This is a genomic window from Micromonospora sp. NPDC048935 (genome assembly GCF_043197875.1).
Taxonomy (GTDB): Bacteria; Actinomycetota; Actinomycetes; order Mycobacteriales; family Micromonosporaceae; genus Micromonospora.
The window spans coordinates 247,317-268,646 of the sequence record NZ_JBICTZ010000003.1 but is presented as its reverse complement, the minus strand read 5'-3'; the positions used below and the strand labels follow the sequence as shown (position 1 = coordinate 268,646).

Genomic DNA, 21,330 nt, shown 5'->3' with positions numbered 1-21,330 from the left:
GGTAACAAATCGTGCACCAAGGAGGGGTTTCATGGACCGCGTCGTCGCGTCCCGCTGGCCGGCGCTGCTCGTACTCTGTGCCGGCAGCCTGATGATCATCCTGGATGGCACAGTCGTGGCCGTGGCGCTGCCCGCCGTACAGCGCGACCTGGGCTTCACCGCAGCCGGCCTGGCGTGGGTGGTCAACGCCTACCTGGTCGCGTTCGGTGGGCTGCTGCTGCTCGCCGGTCGACTCGGCGACCTGCTCGGCCGGCGGGGGGTGTTCCTGGCCGGCGTCGCGCTGTTCACCCTCGCCTCGCTGGCCTGCGTGGTGGCCAGCGGGCCGGCCCTGCTGGTGGCCGCCCGGTTCGGCCAGGGCATCGGTGGGGCGCTGGCCATGGCGGTCAGCCTCGGCATGATCGTCCGGCTCTATCCCGAGCCGGCCGAGCGCGCCCGCGCGATCGCCGTCTTCAGCTTCACCGGAGCGGCCGGCGCATCGGTCGGCACCGTCGCCGGTGGGGTGCTCACCGACGCGGCAGGGTGGCGGGCGATCTTCCTGGTCAACCTGCCGATCGGTGCGGCAATCCTGCTCACGGCCGTCCGCCGGCTCCCCGCCGAACGGGGCATCGGCCTGCGGGCCGGCCTGGACCTGCCCGGCGCACTGCTCGGCACCGCCGGTCTGATGGCCGCCGTGCTGGGCATCGTGGGGGCCGGCGAACACGGCTGGACCAGCCCACGCACCGTCGGCGCGGTGGCCCTCGCGGTGCTGCTGCTCGGCGGGTTCGTGCTCCGCCAACGGGTGGCGGCGACCCCGCTGCTGCCGGGTCGGGTGCTGCGCGTCCCGGGTCTGGTGGCGGCGAACGCCGTGCAGTTCCTCATGGTGTCCGCGTACTTCGGTTTCCAGTTCCTGCTCGCCGTGGAGCTGCAACTGGTGCTCGGGCTGGACGCGGCCACGACCGGCTGGGCCTTCCTGCCCACCCCGGTGGTGATCGCGGTGGTGTCACTCGGCCTGGCCGGCCGGCTGATCGCCCGCTGGGGTGCCCGGACCGTGCTGCTGGTCGGGCTGGGCCTGGCAGCCGTCGGCTTCCTGCTGATCGCCCGGCTGCCCACCGACGGCGCCTACCTCGCCGACGTACTCCCGGCGATGTTGGTCTTCGGGATGGCCGGCGGTCTGACCCTGCCGGCGGTCACCACCCTGGCCATGGCCGGCGCGACCGACACGGACGCCGGGCTCGCCTCCGGCCTGGCCAACACCACCCAGCAGGTCGGTGGGGCGGTCGGTCTGGCCGCGCTTGCCACCCTGGCCGCCGCCCGCAGCGACAGCCTGCTGGCCGACGGCTGGGGCGAGACGGCCGCGCTGGCCGGTGGCTACCGGATGGCGTTCGTCGCGGCCGCCGCCCTGGTGGTCGCCGCCTTGCTGGTGGCACTGACCACGCTGCCCGGCGCCCGACCCGCCCGGACCGATCGGCAGGGCGGGTTGACCGCCGGCACCGCGCCGATCGGCAGGGCGGGTTGACCGACGGCGGTGGGCCGATCGGCAGGGCGGGTTGACCGACGGCGGTGGGCCGATCGGCAGGGCAGGTTGACCGACGGCGGTGGGGCCGCGAAGGTGGTCGGGTGAGCGAGGCTGACGAGACCCGGGACGGCGTGGCCCTGACCAACCTGGACCAGCCGCTGTCCGACCGTGACGACGCGACCAAGCGCGACCTGGTCGACTACCTCGACGCGGTCAGTGGGCGGATCCTCCCGCAGGTGCGGGGCCGCCCGCTGTCGGTGATCCGGGTCCGTCCCGGCCAGCCGCCCTTCATGCAGAAGAACCTGCCCCGCTACACCCCGGACTGGGTCCGCCGGGTGCCGGTCTGGGCGGAGGCGTCGCACCGGGAAATCTCGTACGCCCTCTGCGACGACCGGCGCACCCTGCTCTGGTTCGCCAACCAGCGCGCGGTGGAATACCACCCGACACTGGCCACCGCGGCGGATCCGCAGCGCCCGACGCACCTGGTGCTCGACCTGGACCCGCCGGAGGGCGACGGCTTCCGGGCAGCGGTCGCCGCGGCCCTGCTGGTCCGCCAGGCACTCGCCGACGCCGGCCTGGCCGGTGCGGTCAAGACCAGCGGGGCCAAGGGCGTGCACGTGTTCGTCCCGGTGGCCGACGAACCCACGGCGGAGGAGTTGGCCGCCGCCACCCGGGCGCTGGCCGTCCGCGCCGAGCGGCTCGATCCGGCGTTGGCCACCACCGCGTACATCAAGGAGGACCGGGGCGGCCGGGTCTTCGTGGACGCCACCCGCGCGGGCGGGGCGACGGTGGTGGCCACGTACAGCCCGCGGCTGCGCCCCGGCATGCCGGTGTCCTTCCCGGTCGACTGGGCCGACCTGACCGAGGTGACCCCGGCCGACTTCACCATCCGGACCGTGCCGGCGCTGCTCGGTGACGACGATCCGTGGGCCGCGCTGCTGCCGGCCCCGCAGTCGCTCCCGGCCGACCTGGTCGCCGAGGGCCGGACCATCCCGGTGGCCCGGGTGCAGGCCATGCACGAGGGAAAGCGCCGGGCCCGCGCCCGCCGCGAGGCCGGCTGACCAGCCTCGTCGGCCTCCGCCCGCGCCCGGCGAGCGGCCGATTGTCGGTGGGTTGTGGCACGATTTCCCAGGTGAGCAGCAAACCCGATGCGACCCAGCGACTCGCCGACCTCGCGCGGCTGCGCCGGGTCCGCGACCGGATCGACCGGGAGTACGCGTCTCCGCTGGACGTCGAGGCGCTCGCCCGGGGCGCGCACATGTCGGCCGGGCACCTGAGCCGCGAGTTCCGGCTCGCCTTCGGCGAATCTCCGTACAGCTACCTGATGACGCGGCGGATCGAGCGCGCGATGGCGCTTCTGCGTCGTGGCGACCTGAGTGTCACCGAGGTCTGTTTCGCGGTCGGCTGCTCGTCGTTGGGCACCTTCAGCACCCGCTTCACCGAGTTGGTCGGTGTGCCGCCGAGCGTCTACCGGCGGCAGGTGGGGCAGGCGACGGCGGGGCTGCCGTCCTGCGTGGCGAAACAGGTGACCAGACCGATCAGGAATCGAGAAGCGCAGGTCGCGGAGCCACAACTAGCGTGACGGCCATGGACATCACCATTCATTCGAGCTTCCTCCCGCACATCGACCCGGACGCCTCCCTGACCTTCTACCGCGACGTCCTCGGTTTCGAGGTTCGCAACGACGTCGGGTTCGGGGGGATGCGCTGGATCACGGTCGGGCCCGCGGGCCAGCCCGGGACGTCGATCGTCCTGCACCCGCCGGCCGCCACCCCCGGCATCACCGACGACGAGCGCCAGACCATCCTCGAACTGGTGGCCAAGGGCAGCTACTTCGGCGTCAACCTGGCCACCTCCGACCTCGACGCCACCTTCGCCACCCTGGAGGCCACCGACGCCGAGGTCGTCCAGGAGCCGACCGAGCAGCCGTACGGCGTACGGGACTGCGCCTTTCGCGACCCGGCGGGCAATCTGATCCGCATCCAGGAAGTGCGCTGACCGTCCGCGCCCGACAGATGGAGACACGATGAGCACGGCCCCTCAGCCGTCCGCGCCACACGTTGCCGACAGTCACGACCTGATCCGGGTGCAGGGCGCACGCGTCAACAACCTGAGGGACATCAGCGTCGAGATCCCCAAGCGTCGGCTGACGGTGTTCACGGGTGTCTCCGGCTCCGGTAAGAGTTCGTTGGTGTTCGGCACCATCGCCGCCGAGTCGCAGCGGATGATCAACGAGACCTACAGCTCGTTCGTGCAGGGCTTCATGCCGACGCTGGCCCGGCCCGAGGTCGACCTGCTGGCCGGCCTGACCACGGCGATCATCGTGGACCAGGAGCGGATGGGCGCCAACTCCCGGTCCACGGTCGGCACCGCCACCGACGCCAACGCGATGCTGCGCATCCTGTTCAGTCGGCTCGGTCAGCCGCAGATCGGCCCGCCCAACGCGTACTCCTTCAACGTCCCCTCGGTGAAGGCCACCGGTGCCATCACCGTTGATCGTGGCGCGGGCAGGACGAAGACCGAGAAGGCGACCTTCACCCGGCTCGGCGGGATGTGCCCGCGCTGCGAGGGCATGGGTTCGATCAACGACATCGACCTGTCGGCCCTGTACGACGACAGTCTCTCGCTCAACGAGGGCGCGATCACGATCCCGGGCTACAGCATGGAGGGCTGGTACGGCCGGATCTTCCGTGGCTGCGGCTACTTCGACCCGGACAAGCCGATCGGCACGTTCACCAAGCGGGAGCAGCACGACCTGCTCCACCGGGAGCCCACCAAGATCAAAATCGATGGGATCAACCTGACGTACGCGGGCCTGATCCCGTCCATCCAGAAGTCCTTCCTCGCCAAGGACATCGACGCGTTGCAGCCGCACATCCGCGCCTTCGTGGAACGGGCCGTGACCTTCACGGCCTGCCCCGACTGCGACGGCACCCGGCTCAGCCAGGAGGCCCGGTCGTCGAAGATCCAGGGTAAGAACATCGCCGACGCCTGCGCCATGCAGATCAGTGATCTCGCCGCCTGGGTCCGGGGGATCAAGGAGCCGTCGGTGACCCCGTTGCTGGCGGGGCTGCAACACCTCCTCGACTCGTTCGAGAAGATCGGGCTGGGCTACCTCTCGCTCGACCGGCCGTCGGGCACCCTGTCGGGCGGCGAGGCCCAGCGCACCAAGATGATCCGCCACCTCGGCTCGTCGCTCACCGACGTCACCTACGTCTTCGACGAGCCCACGATCGGGCTGCACCCGCACGACATCCAACGGATGAACGAGCTGCTGCTCCAACTGCGCGACAAGGGCAACACCGTGCTTGTCGTGGAGCACAAGCCGGAGGCCATCGCCATCGCCGACCACGTCGTCGATCTCGGGCCCGGGGCCGGCAGGGACGGCGGGACCATCTGCTACACGGGCACCCTGGAGGGCCTGCGCGCCAGCGGCACCAGCACCGGTCGCCACCTCGACGACCGGGCGGCCCTCAAGCAGACGGTGCGTACGCCCACCGGCAAGCTGGAGATCCGTGGCGCGACGGCCAACAACCTCCGGGACGTCGACGTCGACGTCCCGCTCGGCGTGCTCGTCGTCGTGACGGGTGTCGCCGGCTCCGGCAAGAGTTCGCTCGTGCACTCGTCGCTTCCCGCCGGTGCGGGTGTGGTGTCGATCGACCAGGGCGCGATCCGTGGCTCACGGCGGAGCAACCCGGCCACGTACACCGGCCTGCTCGACCCGATCCGCAAGGCGTTCGCCAAGGCCAACGGTGTGAAGCCGGCGCTGTTCAGCGCCAACTCCGAGGGCGCGTGCCCGAGCTGCAACGGCGCCGGCGTCATCTACACCGACCTGGGGATGATGGCCGGCGTCGCGGCACCATGTGAGGACTGCGAGGGCAAGCGGTTCCAGGCGTCGGTGCTGGAATACCGCTTCGGCGGTCGCGACATCAGCGAGGTGCTCGCGATGTCGGTGACCGAGGCCGAGAAGTTCTTCGGTGCCGGCGAGGCCCGTACGCCGGCCGCGCACGCCATCCTCGACCGGCTCGCCGACGTCGGGCTCGGCTACCTCAGCCTGGGCCAACCGCTCACGACCCTCTCCGGCGGCGAACGGCAGCGACTCAAGCTGGCCACCCACATGGCCGAGAAGGGCGGCGTCTACGTCCTCGACGAGCCGACCACCGGCCTGCACCTGGCCGACGTCGAGCAACTGCTCGGCCTGCTGGACCGCCTCGTCGACGCCGGCAAGTCGGTGATCGTCATCGAGCACCACCAGGCGATCATGGCGCACGCCGACTGGCTCATCGACCTCGGCCCCGGTGCCGGCCACGACGGTGGTCGGGTCGTCTTCGAGGGCACACCCGCCGACCTCGTCGCCGCCCGTTCCACCCTCACCGGCGAGCACCTGGCTGCGTACGTCGGCGGCTGAGGTTTTCGGTTCACGGGACTGACGGTCGGGTTCTCTCCGCCGTCCTGGTCGCGAGGGCTCCGCAGGTGGCGGCAATCAGCCCGAGGATGATCGTGGTCGGGGTTACGTACCCGGGCACCGCCGAGGTGACGTAGGCACCGCCACCGCTCAGGTGGCACTCGAAGCGCAGCGGCAGGTAGCTGACGTCGTACCCGTCGACCTGGCTTGACCACTGCGGCCCGGCCTCGCGACAGGGGGCGATGGGGAACGAGCCGGCCCCACCGTCCTCCGCCCCCAGCACCGCGTGCCCGAGGTGGAGCAGGCCCCACGCGTACACGCCGACCGTGGCCGCACCGGCGAGGAGCGCCGCCGCCCGCAGTCGTTCGTTCTTCCGGAACACCGCGCGGAGCCCACGGACGGCGAGGACCGTCGCGGTGGCGGCCCCGATCAGCGCGGCGAGGAGCAGAGCGACAAACAGCACGACCGCATTCTTGATCTTGTGTGATCGCGGACGCAAAAAACCGGGCGCGGGGAGCGATCACGCTCCTGCGCCCGGCGATTCTTTTCTGGTGCCCCCGGCAGGATTCGAACCTGCGCCCCCGCCTCCGGAGGGCGGTGCTCTATCCCCTGAGCTACGGGGGCTCAGCGACTGGAGAAGACTAGCAAACCCACTCCCCGTACGCCGAATCGGTATCGGGTGAGCCGATCGTGTCGGCGAGTGGCTCACCTCCGCGCTCAGGCCGCGACCGCCCGCCCACAACTGGGCAGCGGGTGCAGGACGATTCGCCGTGGCAGCCGGCGTGGCCACTCGTTGCGCGGCCAGGAGCCGTCCACGATCAGATGCACGGTGCGCTGCTCCTCACCGCTGAGCCGCAGCACGAAGTCGCGGGGGAGCGGCGGGTCGACAGTCGGTGTGGTGATCATGAAGCGCACCCGGCCACGGGACGACACCGCGGAGATCACGTCGGCCGCCGGCATGGTGCCGCGCAGCCGCACCCGACCGATCCAGTAGACCTCCGCGAGGTGCTCCTGGGCGGCCCGGGTGATCGCCGGGTACTCGCTGCGCACCCAGCGCTCGACCGCGCTGACGCAGAGCCCGCAGGCGCGCTCGCGCGGCTCGCGCGGACCCAACCCCCAGGCTCGCAGGTACGCCCCGACCGCTCCAGCGTCCAACGGCAGATCGAATCGGCGGCTGATGAGCGTGGTGAGGCTCTGCCTTGTCCACAGCTCTTCGTCCAGGCCGAACTCGTCGGGGTGGACGCCCCGCAGTGTGTCGATCAGGTCGAGTTCCTGTTCGCGGCTGAGCATTCCCGGCTCGCCCTGCCGCTGTCCGCGACGGACGGCTGCCACCGCCCCGTCACCGCCGATCGTGTGGCGTCGGCACCAGCTGGTGACCGAACGCCGTGCGTCTCTGAGTGCAACCCCCACGTCTTGGGCAACGAGCACGAATCGCAACTGGTCACGATATGTGCGGAGAAAACTCTCTAAGCAACGTAATCGCCCGTGCCGCGCAAACCACTCATAAGCGACAACACCGGCCATTCATGTCACAACCCCACCGACGCCCGCGCTGATCAACTCGGCTTCCTGAAAGTCGGGGTGTCCCGGTCGCGCGGATGGCCCGGTTTCCTTGAAGCGGAGTCGATCATCGGGCAGGCCGGCAGCCGGCAGCCGGCAGCCGGCAGCCGGCAGTCGGCAGTCGGCAGTTGGCAGTTGGCGGGCTGGTGGGCCGGCGGGCTGGTGGGCCGGCGGGGTGGTGGGCCGGCGGGGTGGCGGGGTGGTGGGCCAGCGGGGTGGTGGGCCGGTGGGCCGGCGGGCTGGTGGGCCGGCGGGGCGCAAGCCGGCAGATGCCGCGTTGATCGACTCGGCTTTCTGGAAGTCGGGGTGTCTTGGTCGCGCGGATGGCCCGGCTTCCTTGAAGCGGGGTCGATCATCGGGCCGGGTGGCCGGGTGGCCGGGTGGCCGGGTGGCCGGGTGGCCGGGGCGCGGTGGCGCGGTGGCGGCGTCGCCGTTGCGGGGTGGCCGGGTCGGGGGCCGGCGGCAGGGTCGGGTGTCGGGTGTCGGAGGCCGGCGGGCATTGGCGTAGGTGCGTGCTGATCGACTCGGGTCTCTGAAGGTCGGGGTGTCCGGGTCGTGTCGATGGCCCGGTTTCTTTGAAGCGGAGTCGATCATCGGCCGGTTGGCAGCCGGCGGCTGGCGGGGTGGCGGGGCGCAAGCCGGCAGATGCCGCGCTGATCAACTCGGCTTCCTGAAAGTCGGGGCGTCCGGGTCGTGTCGATGGCCCGGTTTCCTTGAAGCGGAGTCGATCATGCCCCGGCCGCCCCGGCCGCCCCGGTCGCCCCGGTCGCCCCGGTCGCCCCGGTCGCCCCGGTCGCCCCGGTCGCCCCGGTCGCCCCGGTCGCCCCGGTCGCTTGGGTGCTCGGGTCGCTTGGGTCGCTCGGGATGGTCCGGGGTGCGCGGGGTGGCAGATGGCCGGGTAATGGGAGCGAGAGGTCGGGGGTCGGGGATCGGGGCGGGGGTGACAGGGGCCGGGCCCGCGCCAGCGCCGATGAGCGGCGGTGGCGCGGGCCCGGGTGCGGCCGTCTTGGTCGGGGCTAGCCCTTGGCCGCCTGTGCCTGGAGTTGCCGGAGGTTGTTCAACTCGGTCTGCTGGGTGGCCTTCATGGTCTTTGCCACCCGCACCACCTCGGCGTTGTCGGTCTCGTCGAGCGCCGCGTCGATCATGTGGATGCCGCCGAGGTGGTGGTCGTACATCAGGGTCAGGAACTGCCTGTCGACCTCGATGCCCCGCGCGTCGCGCAGGGCGGTCATCTGCTGCGGCGTGGCCATCCCCGGCATCAGACCGTCCTTGAGGCGGGCACCGTCGGACATCCACGACATCGGCGGCCGCGACCCGGTCGGGCTCAGACCCCATTCACGCAGCCAGGTCTGCATGGCGCCGATCTCGCCCTGCTGGCCGGTGGCGATGTCGACAGCGATCTGCCGCACCTCGGGAAGGGTCGCCGACCGGTACGCGATCAGGCTCATCTCCACCGCCTGCGCGTGGTGGGTCGTCATGTCCCGGGCGAAGCCCGCCTCGACCGACGCGTCACCCGGCCGGGTGAGTCGCGGGGTGAGCAGACCGCCGGCGTACCCGAGGAGGAGCCCCACCACCACCATGATGGCGAGCGCCAGCACGCCGTAGCGCGACGCCGGGGCCCGGCCGTCCTCGTCCGGGACGGCCGGGGTGTCGTCGTACTCGTTGTCGGTGGTGGCGGGGGCCGTCATCGGCGTCCTTACTGCTGGGGTGGCTGCTGCTGCTGAAGTTCACGCGGCGTGGTGCCGGTGGCGGTGATGCCGGTGTTGCACAGCGCCGTCGGGCCCTCGGCGGAGGCGTTCACCCGCAGGTCCTTGATGAACTCGTCGATCCGCGAGTCGTCGGCGTTGTCGAGCTTGAGCTGGTAGCCCCAGGCCTGCAGCGAGATCGGCTTGTCCAGGCCCTCGTACGGGCTCATCAGCATCTTCTCGACGCCGCGCACCTTGCCGGCGAGCTTGTCGACCTGGTCCTTGGGCAGGTCGGGGCGGTAGGTGATCCACACCGCGCCGTGCTCCAGGCTGTGCACCGCGTGCTCGTTGGCGATCGGGGCGTCGTAGACGTCGCCCATGCAGTTCTGCCAGGCGGCGTTGTGCACGCCACCCACCGGCGGCGAGTATTTCCAGGTCAGCGGGCCCGACTTGTGCGACTCGTACTTCAGGCTCTCCCCGTCGGTCTTGCGGATGTTGACGATGCCGTCGATGGCGTTGGCCCGCTTGTCCCACGGCTTGGAGCCCTGGAACGCCGCGTAGGCGCCGTAGCCGATGATGCCGGCCGCGAGCACGCCCACCGCGACGAAGAGCGCGATGGGGCCCCAGGCGCGGCCCTGGCTCACCTTGACCGGGGTGACCGGTTTGCGCGGGCCCTTGCCGCCTGCCCGCGGGGAGCCCGCCGGCTTGCCGGAACCGGCCTTGGCGCCGGGCGCCGGCCGGCCCGCGGCCGGCTTCTTCCCGGTGCTGACCACGGTCGGGCGGCGCTCAGGGCCACCGGGGGTGCTGATGCTCATCGTGCCTCGTCAAGTCGGTCGGTCAGGGGAATGGCGGGCCGGATGACGCGCAGGGTAGCCGCCGAGTGCCCGAGTCTACCCCCGATAACATGGCTGGGTGACTCCTGCAGAACTCGCCTCGGTCGTCCTTGCCGCCGCCCACGCCGTCTTCGCCGAGCGTGGCCTGGACCACGCGGCCCTGCCGGAGCACACGGTGGTGGAGCGACCGCGCAATCCCGAGCACGGCGACTACGCCTCGACCCTCGCTTTGCAGTTGAGCAAGAAGGTGGGTGTTCCGCCCCGGGAGTTGGCGGCCGCGCTGGCCGACGAGTTGGGCCGGTCGGTGGGCGTCAAGTCGGTCGACATCGCCGGCCCGGGCTTTCTGAACATCCGGCTCGACGCGGCCGCCGCCGGTCAGCTCGCCCGGGTGATCGTCGAGGCCGGTGCGGAGTACGGCCGCAGCGACCGGCTCGCCGGCGAGAGGATCAACCTGGAGTTCGTCTCGGCCAACCCGACCGGGCCGGTGCACATCGGCGGGGTCCGCTGGGCGGCCGTCGGCGACGCGTTGAGCCGGCTGCTGCGGGCCACCGGTGCCGACGTCGGCACGGAGTACTACTTCAACGACGCCGGTTCGCAGATCGACAGGTTCGCCCGTTCGCTGCTCGCCGCGGCCAGGGGTGAGGCGGTGCCGGAGGACGGCTACGGCGGGGCGTACATCGCCGAGATCGCCACCGAGGTGCAGGCCCGCCGGCCGGAGGTGCGGACCCTCGACGACGCCGCTGCCCAGGAGGTCTTCCGGGTCGAGGGCGTCGCGCTGATGTTCGACGAGATCCGCTCCTCGCTCCGCGACTTCGGGGTGGAGTTCGACACCTACTTCAACGAGAAGGACCTGCACGACCGGGGCGAGTTGGACCTGGCGTTGAACCGGCTGCGCGCGCAGGGGCACCTCTACGAGTCCGAGGGCGCCACCTGGCTGCGTACCACCGACTTCGGCGACGACAAGGACCGGGTGCTGCGCAAGTCCAACGGCGAGTGGACGTACTTCGCCGCGGACTGCGCCTACTACCTGGACAAGCGCGAGCGCGGCTTCGAGCGGGTCGTGATCATGCTGGGTGCCGACCACCACGGCTACATCGGCCGGATGAAGGCGATGGCCGCCTGCTTCGGCGACGACCCGGAGCGCAACCTGGAGATCCTCATCGGGCAGCTGGTCAACCTGCTGCGCGACGGCGCCCCGATGCGGATGAGCAAGCGGGCCGGCACGGTGATCACCCTGGAGGACTTGGTCGAGGCGATCGGGGTGGACGCCTCCCGGTACGCGTTGGCCCGCTACTCCAGCGACTCCCCGATCGACATCGACATCGAGCTGTGGACCAGGGCCAAGAACGACAACCCGGTCTACAAGGTGCAGTACGTGGCCGCCCGGACGGCGGGTGTGGCCCGCAATGCCGCCGAGGTGGGGCTGCTCGCGGGTGACGCCGACACGTTCCGCCCCGAGCTGCTCGCGCACGAGAAGGAGAACGAGCTGCTCAAGGCGCTCGCCCAGTTCCCAGCGGTGGTCGCCACCGCCGCCGAACTGCGCGAGCCGCACCGGGTGGCCCGCTACCTGGAGGAGGACGTCGCACCGGCCTACCACCGGTTCTACGACGACTGCCGGGTCCTGCCGCGCGGCGACGAGGAGATCACCGACCTGCACCGCGCCCGGCTCTGGCTCAACAACGCCACCCGCACGGTCGTCGCCAACGGGCTGCGCCTGCTGGGCGTCTCCGCACCGGAGAGGATGTGACATGAGGGCTCATGAGGCGGGTGCGCTGCACGCGGACATCAACAACCGGGGGCCGGCCTGGCTGCGTACCCCGGAGGATGTCAATGCCCTGCTGCCGGCGCTGTGGCCGCGGTCGGTGACGCGCGGCGCGGACGGCGCGGTCGCCGTCGCGGGCCTGAGCGTCCGCGACATCGCGGCCGAGTTCGGCACTCCGGTGTACGTCCTCGACGAGGCCGACCTGCGGTCACGCTGCCGTGAGTTCCGGGCGGCCTTCCCGACCGAGGACGTCTTCTACGCGGGTAAGGCGTTCCTGTGCCGGGCGGTGGTCCGGATGATCGCCGAGGAGGGGCTGCACCTGGACGTCTGTACCGGGGGTGAGCTGGCCACCGCGCTGTCGGCCGGGATGCCGCCGGAGCGGATCGGCTTCCACGGCAACAACAAGTCGGTCGCCGAGCTGTCCCGGGCGCTGGACGCCGGGGTGGGGCGGATCATCGTCGACTCGTTCACCGAGATCGACAGGCTCACCGCGTTGGCCCGCGAGCGCGGGGTCCGGCCCCGGGTGCTGGTCCGGGTCACGGTCGGCGTCGAGGCGCACACCCACGAGTTCATCGCCACCGCCCACGAGGACCAGAAGTTCGGTTTCTCCCTCGCGGGTGGTGCCGCCGCGAACGCCGCTTTCAAGATCCTCGACGAGGGTGTGCTGGAGTTGCGCGGTCTGCACTCGCACATCGGCTCGCAGATCTTCGACGCCAGTGGTTTCGAGGTCTCGGCCCGCCGGGTGCTCGCCCTCCAGGCCCAGATCCGCGACGCGCGCGGGGTGGAGCTTCCCGAGCTGGACCTGGGCGGCGGCTTCGGCATCGCGTACACCACCCAGGACGACCCGGCCACTCCGCAGGATCTGGCCAAGCGACTGCGCAAGATCGTCGATTCGGAGTGCGCGGCGGAGAACCTGGCCGTGCCGCACCTGTCGATCGAGCCGGGGCGGGCCATCGTCGGGCCGGCCGTGTTCACCCTCTACGAGGTGGGCACGGTCAAGGAGCTCGAAGGCATCCGCACGTTCGTCAGCGTCGACGGCGGGATGAGCGACAACATCCGTACCGCGCTCTACGACGCGTCCTACTCGGCGACGCTGGCCTCCCGCGCGTCGACCGCGCAGCCGTTGCTCGCCCGCGTGGTGGGAAAGCACTGTGAGTCGGGGGACATCGTGGTGAAGGATGAATTCCTGCCCGCCGACGTGCAGCCCGGAGATCTTGTCGCGGTGCCCGGCACCGGTGCGTACTGCCGGAGCATGGCCAGCAACTACAACCATGTGCCCCGGCCGCCGGTTGTCGCGGTGCGCGACGGCCAGGCGCGTCTGATCGTCCGGCGGGAGACCGAAGACGATCTGCTGGCATTGGATGTGGGATGACGTCACCTGTGCGCTTGGCGCTGCTCGGCTGCGGCACGGTCGGCCAGGAGGTGGTCCGGCTGCTGCACGAGCAGTCGGCCGACCTGGCCGCCCGCATCGGCGCTCCACTGGAGATCGCCGGCATCGCCGTCCGGCGGCTCGGCCGCGATCGGGGTGATCTTCCGGTCGACGAGGCCCTGTTCACCACCGACGCGCTCGGCCTGATCAAGCGCGACGACGTCGACGTGGTGATCGAGGTGGTGGGCGGCATCGAGCCGGCCCGAGGCTGGCTGGTCGAGGCGCTGCGGGCCGGCAAGAGCGTGGTCACCGCCAACAAGGCGCTGCTCGCCGAGGATGGTGTGGCCCTGCACGAGGCGGCGGCCGAGGGCGGTGGCGACCTCTACTACGAGGCGTCCGTGGCCGGCGCGATCCCGCTGCTGCGCCCGCTGCGCGAGTCGCTGCACGGTGACCGGATCAACCGGGTCACCGGCATCGTCAATGGCACCACCAACTTCATCCTCTCCGCGATGGACGCGACAGGCGCCGGGTTCGCCGAGGCCCTGGAGGAGGCAACCTCCCTGGGGTACGCGGAGGCCGACCCGACCGCCGACGTGGAGGGCTTCGACGCGGCGGCGAAGGCGGCGATCCTCGCCTCGCTGGCGTTCCACACCCGGGTCGGCGCCGCCGACGTGCACCGCGAGGGCATCACCGAGGTGACCGCCGCGGACATGGCCAGCGCCCAGGCGATGGGCTGCACGATCAAGCTGCTCTGCATCGCGGCCCGGGGCGTCGACCGCACCGGCCGGGAGACCGTCAGCGTCCGGGTGCACCCGGCGATGATCCCGCGCAGCCACCCGCTGGCGAGCGTCGGCGACGCCTTCAACGCGGTCTTCGTGGAGGCGGACGCGGCCGGGCAGCTGATGTTCTACGGTCGGGGCGCCGGGGGTGCGCCGACCGCCAGCGCGGTGCTCGGTGACGTGGTCGCGGTGTCCCGCAACCGGCTCGCCGGGGTGCGCGCGGCAAGCGAGAGCGCGTACGCCGACCTGGCGGTCCGGCCGATGGGCGAGGCGTTGACCCGCTACCACGTGAGCCTCGACGTGGCCGACCGTCCCGGTGTGCTGGCCTCCGTGGCGAACGTGTTCGCCCGGCACGACGTGTCGATCGCGACGGTGCGGCAGGGTTCGGCGAGTGGGTCGCCCGGTCGTGACGGCGACGCCGAGCTGGTCATCGTCACCCACGTCGCACCGGATGCCGCGCTCGCCGCGACGGTTGGCGAGCTGCGCGGCCTGGACATTGTCCGGTCCGTGACCAGTGTCTTGCGGGTCGAGGGCGGCGCCTGATTCGTTGACACCATCGGTGGGGCTGGCTCGCGCGTCCCGCCAGGTGGGTAAGCCGGGGTGTGCCGTTGGCCACTCCGGCAGGCTGGTCCAAGGTGGCCCGATGCGCGGTCGGCGCAGTGTCAGAGGCGAGGAGAACGACATGTGGCGGGGTCTGATCGAGGCGTACCGGGATCGGCTGCCGGTCACCGCGGCCACGCCGGTCGTCACGCTGCACGAGGGCAACACCCCGCTGCTGCCCGCGCCGGTGCTGTCCGCGCGGATCGGCTGCGACGTGCACCTCAAGGTGGAGGGCGCCAACCCGACCGGCTCCTTCAAGGACCGGGGGATGACCCTCGCGGTGTCCAAGGCGGTCGAGGCCGGCAACAAGGCCATCATCTGCGCCTCCACCGGCAACACCAGCGCCTCCGCCGCGGCGTACGCGGCGCGGGCCGGGCTGACCTGCGCGGTGCTGGTGCCGCAGGGCAAGATCGCGTTGGGCAAGCTGGCCCAGGCCCTGGTGCACGGCGCGAAGCTGCTCCAGGTCAGTGGCAACTTCGACGACTGCCTGTCGCTCGCCGCGAAGCTCGCTCAGGACCACCCGGTCGCGTTGGTCAATTCGGTCAACATCGACCGGCTGCACGGCCAGAAGACCGCCGCCTTCGAGATCGTCGAGGCGCTCGGTGACGCGCCCGACATCCACTGCCTGCCGGTCGGCAACGCCGGCAACATCTCCGCCTACTGGATGGGCTACGCGGAGGAGCGGGCCGCCGGCGCCACCACCCGCGCGCCGAAGATGTACGGCTTCCAGGCCGCCGGCGCGGCCCCGATCGTGACCGGCCAGGTGGTGCCGGAGCCGTCGACGATCGCCACCGCGATCCGGATCGGCAACCCGGCGAGCTGGACCAAGGCGTTGGACGCCCGGGACACCTCCGGTGGTCTGATCGCCGCGGTGACCGACCGGGAGATCCTCTCCGCGTACCGGCTGCTCGCCCGCGAGGTGGGTGTCTTCGTGGAGTTGGGCAGCGCGGCCAGCGTGGCCGGCCTGCTCCAGCAGGCCGCGGCGGGCGCGGTGCCGCCCGGCTCGACCGTGGTCTGCACGGTGACCGGCCACGGCCTGAAGGACCCGGAATGGGCGATCTCCACGGCCCCTGCGCCGCTGACCATCGCGAACGACCCGATGGCCGCCGCCCGCGCCCTCGACCTGGCCTGACCGCGCGCCGTCGGCCGCCCGTGCGGGACGGGCCGGCGGTCGGCGGTGGGACTGCGCCGGGGGCGGCGGGGGTTCCGGTGATCTAATCCGGCACACTTTCGGGTATCCCCGCCCGCATTCTCGTTCAGGAGTGAACCAGGCCGATGTCGCTGCTCGCCAGATTCAGCCTCGCCAACCGAGGGCTGATCGCCCTCATCGCGGTGGTGACCACGGCGTTCGGAGCGTTCGCCGTTCCGTCGCTGAAGCAGCAACTGCTGCCGTCGCTCGAGTTCCCGGCCGCGTTCATCGTGGCCGCCTACCCCGGTGCCGGCCCCGAGATCGTCGAGTCGCAGGTGACCGAGCCGATCGAGAACGCCCTCCAGGGCATCCCGGGGTTGGACAAGGTCACCTCCACGTCCCGCGAGGGGTCGGCCACCGTCCAGGTGACGTACGAGTTCGGCACCGACCTGGACGACGTGGTCAACAAGATGCAGACCGCGCTGAGCCGGATCGACGCCCAGCTGCCGTCGAGCGTCGACCCCCAGGTCATCGCGGGTAGCACCGACGACCTGCCGGCGGTGGTGCTGGCCGCGGCCGGCGCCGCGGACGAGCGGGCGCTGGCCGAGAAGCTGCGCGCGACTGTGGTGCCGGAGCTGGAGGGCATCGAGGGGGTCCGCACGGTCGAGGTGACCGGCACCCGCGACGACCTCGTGGTGGTCACCCCGGACCCGGCGAAGCTGGCCGCGGCGCAGGTGCAGCCGACGGCGATCGGCGCGGCGCTGAAGACGAACGGCGTGGCGGTTCCAGCCGGCGCGGTGACCGACAGCGGGCTGACCCTTCCGGTGCAGGTCGGTACGCCGATCGCCAGCCTGGAGGACCTGCGCGGCATCGTCATCACCCCGGGCGCGTCCCCGGTCCGCCTCGGTGACGTGGCGACTGTGGAGCAGCAGCTCGCTCCGGCCACCGCGATCACCCGGACCAACGGCAAGGACAGCCTCGGCATCGCGGTCACCGCCGCGCCGGACGGCAACGCCGTGCAGATCTCGCACGAGATCCGCGACCGGCTCGCCGACCTGAAGGACGCCTCCGGCGCGGAGCTGACGGTCGTCTTCGACCAGGCGCCGTTCGTGGAGAAGTCGATCGAGTCGTTGACCACCGAGGGTCTGCTCGGCCTGGTGATGGCGGTTCTCGTCATCCTCGTCTTCCTGCTGTCGGTGCGCTCGACGGTGGTCACCGCGGTCTCCATCCCCCTCTCCGTGCTTGTGGCGTTGATCGCCCTGTGGATCGGCGACTACTCGCTCAACCTGCTCACCCTCGGCGCGCTGACCATCGCGGTGGGCCGGGTCGTCGACGACTCGATCGTCGTGTTGGAGAACATCAAACGACATCTGGAGTACGGCGAGGAGAAGCGGCACGCCATCGTCACCGGCGTCCGGGAGGTGGCCGGTGCCGTGACCGCGTCCACCCTCACCACGGTGGCGGTGTTCGCGCCGATCGCGCTGGTCGGCGGGTTCGTGGGCCAGCTCTTCGCACCGTTCGCGATCACCGTGACGGTGGCGCTGCTCGCCTCGCTGCTGGTGTCGCTGACCGTGATCCCGGTGCTCGCGTACTGGTTCCTCAAGCCGCGTGGCGGCACCGCGGACGACGAGGCGGTGCGACGTGTCGCGGAGGAGAAGGAACTGCGCAGCCCGTTGCAGCGGGCGTACCTGCCGGTGGTCGGGTTCGCCACCCGCAAGCGGTCGACCCGGTGGATCACCGTGGGGCTCGGTCTGCTGGTGCTCTTCGGCACCTTCGGCCTGGCCCAGAAGCTGGAGACCAACTTCCTGGACGACTCCGGCCAGGACACCCTGAACATGAGCCAGGAGCTGCCGGCCGGGAGTGGCCTGGCGGCCACCGACGCGGCGGCCAAGCAGGTCGAGTCGGTGCTGTCGGCCACGAAGGGCGTCGAGACGTACCAGGTGACCGCCGGTGCGGGGGACAACCCGTGGGCGGGTGGCGGCGGCAACAACGTGGCCAACTGGTCGTTGGCGCTCGACGGTGACACCGACGCGAAGCAGATGCGTGAGGTGCTGCGCAAGGAGTTCGACAGGCTCGGTGCCGGGGTGGGTGAGATCAGCTTCGGTGGCGGTCAGGAGGCGTCGACAAGCCAGCTTGAGGTGATCGTCCAGGCCAGCGACCCGGAGGCGCTGACCCGGGCCGCCGAGGAGGCGCGGGCGGCGATGGCCGGTGTCCCGGACGTCGAGGACGTCTCCACCAGCCTGGCCGAGCGGGTGCCGCGGGTCGACGTGACTGTCGACCGGGTCGCCGCCGGTCGGGCCGGGCTCACCGAGGCCGCCGTGGGGCAGCTCGTGTCGCAGGCGTTCCGGGGAGCGCCGTTGGGTGAGGTCGCGCTCGACGGGCAGCAGCAGAACGTCGTCCTCCGGCTGGGCTCGCAGCCGCCGATGACGGTGGAGCAGTTGCGGGCGCTGCCGGTGGGTTCGGTCAAGCTGGACGACATCGCGGATGTCACCCAGGGCGAGGGACCGCAGCAGGTCACCCGGATCGACGGTGAGCGCAGCGTGTCGGTGACCGGTGCGGCGACCGGCTCGAACCTGGGCGCGACCAGCAAGGAGCTGCAGAAGCGGCTGGACGCCATCGACGTGCCGGGCGCGAGCTTCACGATCGGTGGCGTCAGCGCGGACCAGGCGGACGCCTTCGGTGATCTGGGCCTGGCGGTGTTGGTGGCGATCGCGATCGTCTTCCTGATCATGGTGGCCACGTTCCGCAGCCTCACCCAGGCGCTGATCCTGCTGATCTCCATCCCGTTCGCGTCGACAGGCGCGATCGGCCTGCTGCTGGTCACCGGGACGCCGCTCGGCGTGCCGGCGTTGATCGGTGTGCTGATGCTCGTCGGCATCGTGGTGACGAACGCGATCGTGCTGCTCGACCTGATCAACCAGTACCGGGCACAGGGCATGGGGGTCCGGGAGGCGGTGGTCGAGGGTGGCCGGCGTCGGCTGCGCCCGATCCTGATGACCGCCGTGGCGACCATCTTCGCGCTGCTGCCGATGGCCTTCGGGCTGACCGGCGAGGGCGGCTTCATCTCGCAGCCGCTGGCGGTGGTGGTGATCGGCGGTCTGCTCAGCTCCACGCTGCTCACCCTGATCCTGGTGCCGACGCTCTACACGATGGTGGAGCACACCAAGGAGTCGCTGCGCGCCCGCCGCGACCGGCGGCGCTCCGGCGGGGCGGCGGTGACGGCGGCGGAGACCGACGAGGCGACGAGCCCGAACCAGGTGGCGGTGCCCGGTGACGTGTCCGTCCCGGCGACGGCCGGGACCGCACCGTCGGCCGGGCAAGGGGCCCCGTCGGGTGCGCTGGTGGACGGCACGGACCAGTTCGAGGTGCTGCGGCTGCCCCGTAGCCGTACCTCGCCGCTGCCCCCGTCGGAGTCGACCGAGTAGGGACCGACTCCGACAGGCACTGCGCAACGCCCCCGGCGGTCTCCGCCGGGGGCGTTGCGGCTACCCGGCACGGGGACACTCCGATGGGGGATCTGAACCTACACTTTGTGTCACGTCTTGCATACTCCTAGTGGTCTGGTGGACGTGCTGTGCAGAGTGGGGCGGACGGATGAGCGAAGGCGCGCGCGGCTGGTCCCGGCGCGACGTGCTGCGCCGGAGCGCCCTGTTGGTGGGCGGCGTGGCCGTCGGCGTGGGGGCATCCGAGGGGTGGCGGAGCACCCATCGCCGGCTGCCGCTCGCCGGAGGCCCGGCCAGCGCCACGCTCGGTAACGGGCGGGGAGTCGGCTCCGGCGAGCTGGCGGTCATCTGGTCGGTGCCGACCGGGCAACGGCTTGTGGCACTCACCTTCGACGACGGTCCGGCGCCACAGTGGACCCCGATGGTCCTGGACGCCCTGGCCCAGCACCAGGTGCCGGCCACCTTCTTCCTGGTCGGGGCGCAGGCCAAGCGGCACGCCGACGTCGTCCGCGGTCGGCTCGGCGGCCACGAGGTGGGCAACCACAGCTGGCAACACCGTGACCTGGCGCAGATGGACGCCGCCGAGGTGTACGACGACCTGAGCCGCAGCCACGACGCGATCACCGACGCGACCGGAAGCGCACCCCAACTGGTCCGCCCGCCGTACGGTCACCTGGGTGGGGCGGTGTTGCACGCCGCGGCGCGGCTCAACTATCGACTGGTGCTCTGGTCGCTGCAGATGGTGGAGCGCGAGTTTCCGGACGACCCGGCCGGCCACGCCCGGCGGATCACGACCGAGGTCCGGCCGGGGACGATCGTGCTCGGGCACGACGTCGGCGACCATCGACGTCTGGTCGCGCTCCGCGGCCTGCCGGACATGATCATCGGGCTGCGGGAGCGGGGCTTCACCTTCGTCACCGTCTCCGCGCTGCTCGCAGCGGGTGTGCGGCCGACACCCGCACCGACCCGGTAGGGTCCCGCTCCGTGGCGTCCACCCTCTCGGTCCTGACCGGCAATCGGAGTTTCCGCAATCTCTTCCTGGCCGAACTGGTGGTCTTCGGCGCCGACTGGTTCGTCATGGTGCCGCTTCTGGTGCTGCTGCCGCAGCTGACCGGCAGCGGGGTCTGGGGCGCGCTGGTGTTGGCGGTGGACACCGGCATCGTGGCGCTGCTCCTGCCGTACACCGGAACCATCGCCGACCGTGTCGACCGCCGGAAGATCATGATCGGCGCCAACGTGGCGACCCTGGTGGGTGTGTTGCTCCTGCTCGGCGTGCGCAGTGCCGGAACGGCGTGGCTGGCGCTCGTCGCGATCGGGGTGGTCGCGGTGGCCAAGGCGTTCTACTCGCCGGCCGCCCAGGCCGCACTGCCCAACGTGTTGGAGCCGCACGAGTTGGCCGCCGGTAACGCGGTGGCCGGTTCGGCCTGGGGCACCATGACCGTGGTCGGTGCGTCGCTCGGCGGTGTCCTGAGCACCGCTGCCGGCCCGTACGCCTGCTTCTGGGTGGCGGCGGCGGGCCTGGTGCTGGCCGCGGCCCTCGCCACGCGGATCCGCCGGCCGTTGCAGGCACCACGGGACACCGACCTGCCGCCCCAGCGGACCTGGGCCGCGGTCCGCGAGGCGCTCGGCTACATCGGTCATCGCCCCCGGGTGCTCGCGCTGGTCACGGTGAAGTCGGCGGTGGGCCTGGGCAACGGCGTGCTTACCGTCTTCCCGTTGCTGGCCAGCGTGTACGGTGTCGGCTCGCTCGGCGCCGGCCTGCTCTTCGCGGTGCGCGGGGCCGGTGCGTTGGTGGGGCCGATCCTGATGCGTCGGGTGCTCACCAGGCGGGCGTGGCTGCTGCCGGGCCTCGCGCTGTCGATGTCGCTCTACGGGCTGTCCTATCTGGGCGCGTCGGTGGCGCGTTGGTTTCCGCTGGTGCTGCTGCTGGTCTTCGTGGCGCACTTCGCCGGTGGCAGCAACTGGGTGATGTCGAACTTCGCCCTGCAGGGCGAAGTCCCGGACCGGTTGCGGGGGCGTGTCTTCGCCACCGACATGATGCTCGCGACGCTGGCGATCTCGGTGAGCCAACTGGCGGTGGCCCTGGTGGTGGACGTGGTGGACGAACGGGTGGTGCTCGCCGGCTGCGGGCTGATCACCCTCGTGTACGCGGTCGGCTGGCGGATCGCCACCCGCCGACTCACGCTCAGCGACCCGGCTGCGGACCCGGTGCCGAGCCCGGCCGGCTGAGTCTGTCGATCCCAGGTTGCGGACAGCCGTCGGACCGTCGG

Annotated in this window: 16 protein-coding genes and 1 tRNA gene; 12 read left to right on the top strand and 5 right to left on the bottom strand. The window is 71.5% G+C overall.

Translation table 11 applies throughout. The features are described 5' to 3' along the window. The first annotated feature begins 31 nt into the window (after window positions 1-31). From ACGFIW_RS11855 to ACGFIW_RS11835, 5 genes are all read left to right on the top strand, one after another. Window positions 32-1,495, top strand: a complete 1,464-nt coding sequence (locus tag ACGFIW_RS11855; protein ID WP_393313355.1) for an MFS transporter — start codon at window positions 32-34, stop codon at window positions 1,493-1,495. Window positions 1,496-1,539: 44 nt separating this feature from the next. Continuing rightward, window positions 1,540-2,556, top strand: coding sequence for a DNA polymerase domain-containing protein (locus ACGFIW_RS11850; protein ID WP_393313353.1), 1,017 nt, complete (start codon window positions 1,540-1,542; stop codon window positions 2,554-2,556). 71 nt (window positions 2,557-2,627) lie between these two features. Continuing rightward, window positions 2,628-3,077, top strand: coding sequence for a helix-turn-helix transcriptional regulator (locus tag ACGFIW_RS11845; RefSeq protein WP_393313351.1), 450 nt, complete (start codon window positions 2,628-2,630; stop codon window positions 3,075-3,077). 5 nt (window positions 3,078-3,082) lie between these two features. After that, window positions 3,083-3,493: a VOC family protein gene (locus ACGFIW_RS11840; RefSeq protein ID WP_393313349.1), complete on the top strand. Its 411-nt coding sequence runs from the start codon at window positions 3,083-3,085 to the stop codon at window positions 3,491-3,493. A 28-nt stretch (window positions 3,494-3,521) separates the two neighbouring features. After that, complete coding sequence (locus ACGFIW_RS11835; RefSeq protein WP_393313346.1) at window positions 3,522-5,903, top strand: ATP-binding cassette domain-containing protein; 2,382 nt, start codon at window positions 3,522-3,524, stop codon at window positions 5,901-5,903. A gap of 10 nt (window positions 5,904-5,913) precedes the next feature. Here ACGFIW_RS11835 and ACGFIW_RS11830 read toward each other — a convergent pair whose 3' ends face one another. The 5 genes from ACGFIW_RS11830 to ACGFIW_RS11810 form a co-directional block, all read right to left on the bottom strand. After that, the gene (locus ACGFIW_RS11830) at window positions 5,914-6,363 is read right to left on the bottom strand and encodes a hypothetical protein (RefSeq protein WP_393313343.1); all 450 of its coding nucleotides are present in this window, start codon (window positions 6,361-6,363) and stop codon (window positions 5,914-5,916) included. Window positions 6,364-6,449: 86 nt separating this feature from the next. After that, window positions 6,450-6,524, bottom strand: a tRNA-Arg gene (locus ACGFIW_RS11825). Between the two features lie 93 nt (window positions 6,525-6,617). Then, a complete protein-coding gene (locus ACGFIW_RS11820) occupies window positions 6,618-7,310 on the bottom strand; it encodes a winged helix-turn-helix domain-containing protein (protein ID WP_393314033.1) in 693 nt (230 codons plus the stop codon). A 1,166-nt stretch (window positions 7,311-8,476) separates the two neighbouring features. Beyond that, a complete protein-coding gene (locus tag ACGFIW_RS11815; RefSeq protein WP_393313340.1) occupies window positions 8,477-9,148 on the bottom strand; it encodes a DUF305 domain-containing protein in 672 nt (223 codons plus the stop codon). A gap of 8 nt (window positions 9,149-9,156) precedes the next feature. Further along, the gene (locus tag ACGFIW_RS11810) at window positions 9,157-9,960 is read right to left on the bottom strand and encodes a DUF3105 domain-containing protein (RefSeq protein ID WP_393313338.1); all 804 of its coding nucleotides are present in this window, start codon (window positions 9,958-9,960) and stop codon (window positions 9,157-9,159) included. Window positions 9,961-10,057: 97 nt separating this feature from the next. On the opposite strand from ACGFIW_RS11810, the gene argS reads away from it, so the two are divergent. The 7 genes from argS (at window position 10,058) to ACGFIW_RS11775 (ending at window position 21,289) form a co-directional block, all read left to right on the top strand. Further along, entirely contained in the window at window positions 10,058-11,725 is a 1,668-nt protein-coding gene (argS, locus tag ACGFIW_RS11805) for an arginine--tRNA ligase (RefSeq protein ID WP_393313335.1), read from the top strand. A gap of 1 nt (window position 11,726) precedes the next feature. Next, the gene (gene lysA / locus ACGFIW_RS11800) at window positions 11,727-13,112 is read left to right on the top strand and encodes a diaminopimelate decarboxylase (protein ID WP_393313332.1); all 1,386 of its coding nucleotides are present in this window, start codon (window positions 11,727-11,729) and stop codon (window positions 13,110-13,112) included. Window positions 13,113-13,120: 8 nt separating this feature from the next. Beyond that, window positions 13,121-14,431 carry a homoserine dehydrogenase gene (locus ACGFIW_RS11795; protein ID WP_393314030.1) on the top strand — a complete coding sequence of 437 codons (1,311 nt, stop codon included), beginning with the start codon at window positions 13,121-13,123 and terminating at the stop codon, window positions 14,429-14,431. A gap of 139 nt (window positions 14,432-14,570) precedes the next feature. After that, window positions 14,571-15,620, top strand: a complete 1,050-nt coding sequence (gene thrC / locus ACGFIW_RS11790) for a threonine synthase (protein ID WP_393314027.1) — start codon at window positions 14,571-14,573, stop codon at window positions 15,618-15,620. Window positions 15,621-15,763: 143 nt separating this feature from the next. Further along, a complete protein-coding gene (locus ACGFIW_RS11785) occupies window positions 15,764-19,042 on the top strand; it encodes an efflux RND transporter permease subunit (RefSeq protein WP_393313329.1) in 3,279 nt (1,092 codons plus the stop codon). 169 nt (window positions 19,043-19,211) lie between these two features. After that, window positions 19,212-20,033: a polysaccharide deacetylase family protein gene (locus ACGFIW_RS11780; RefSeq protein WP_393313326.1), complete on the top strand. Its 822-nt coding sequence runs from the start codon at window positions 19,212-19,214 to the stop codon at window positions 20,031-20,033. An 11-nt stretch (window positions 20,034-20,044) separates the two neighbouring features. Beyond that, complete coding sequence (locus ACGFIW_RS11775; protein ID WP_393313323.1) at window positions 20,045-21,289, top strand: MFS transporter; 1,245 nt, start codon at window positions 20,045-20,047, stop codon at window positions 21,287-21,289. The last annotated feature ends 41 nt before the right edge of the window (window positions 21,290-21,330 follow it).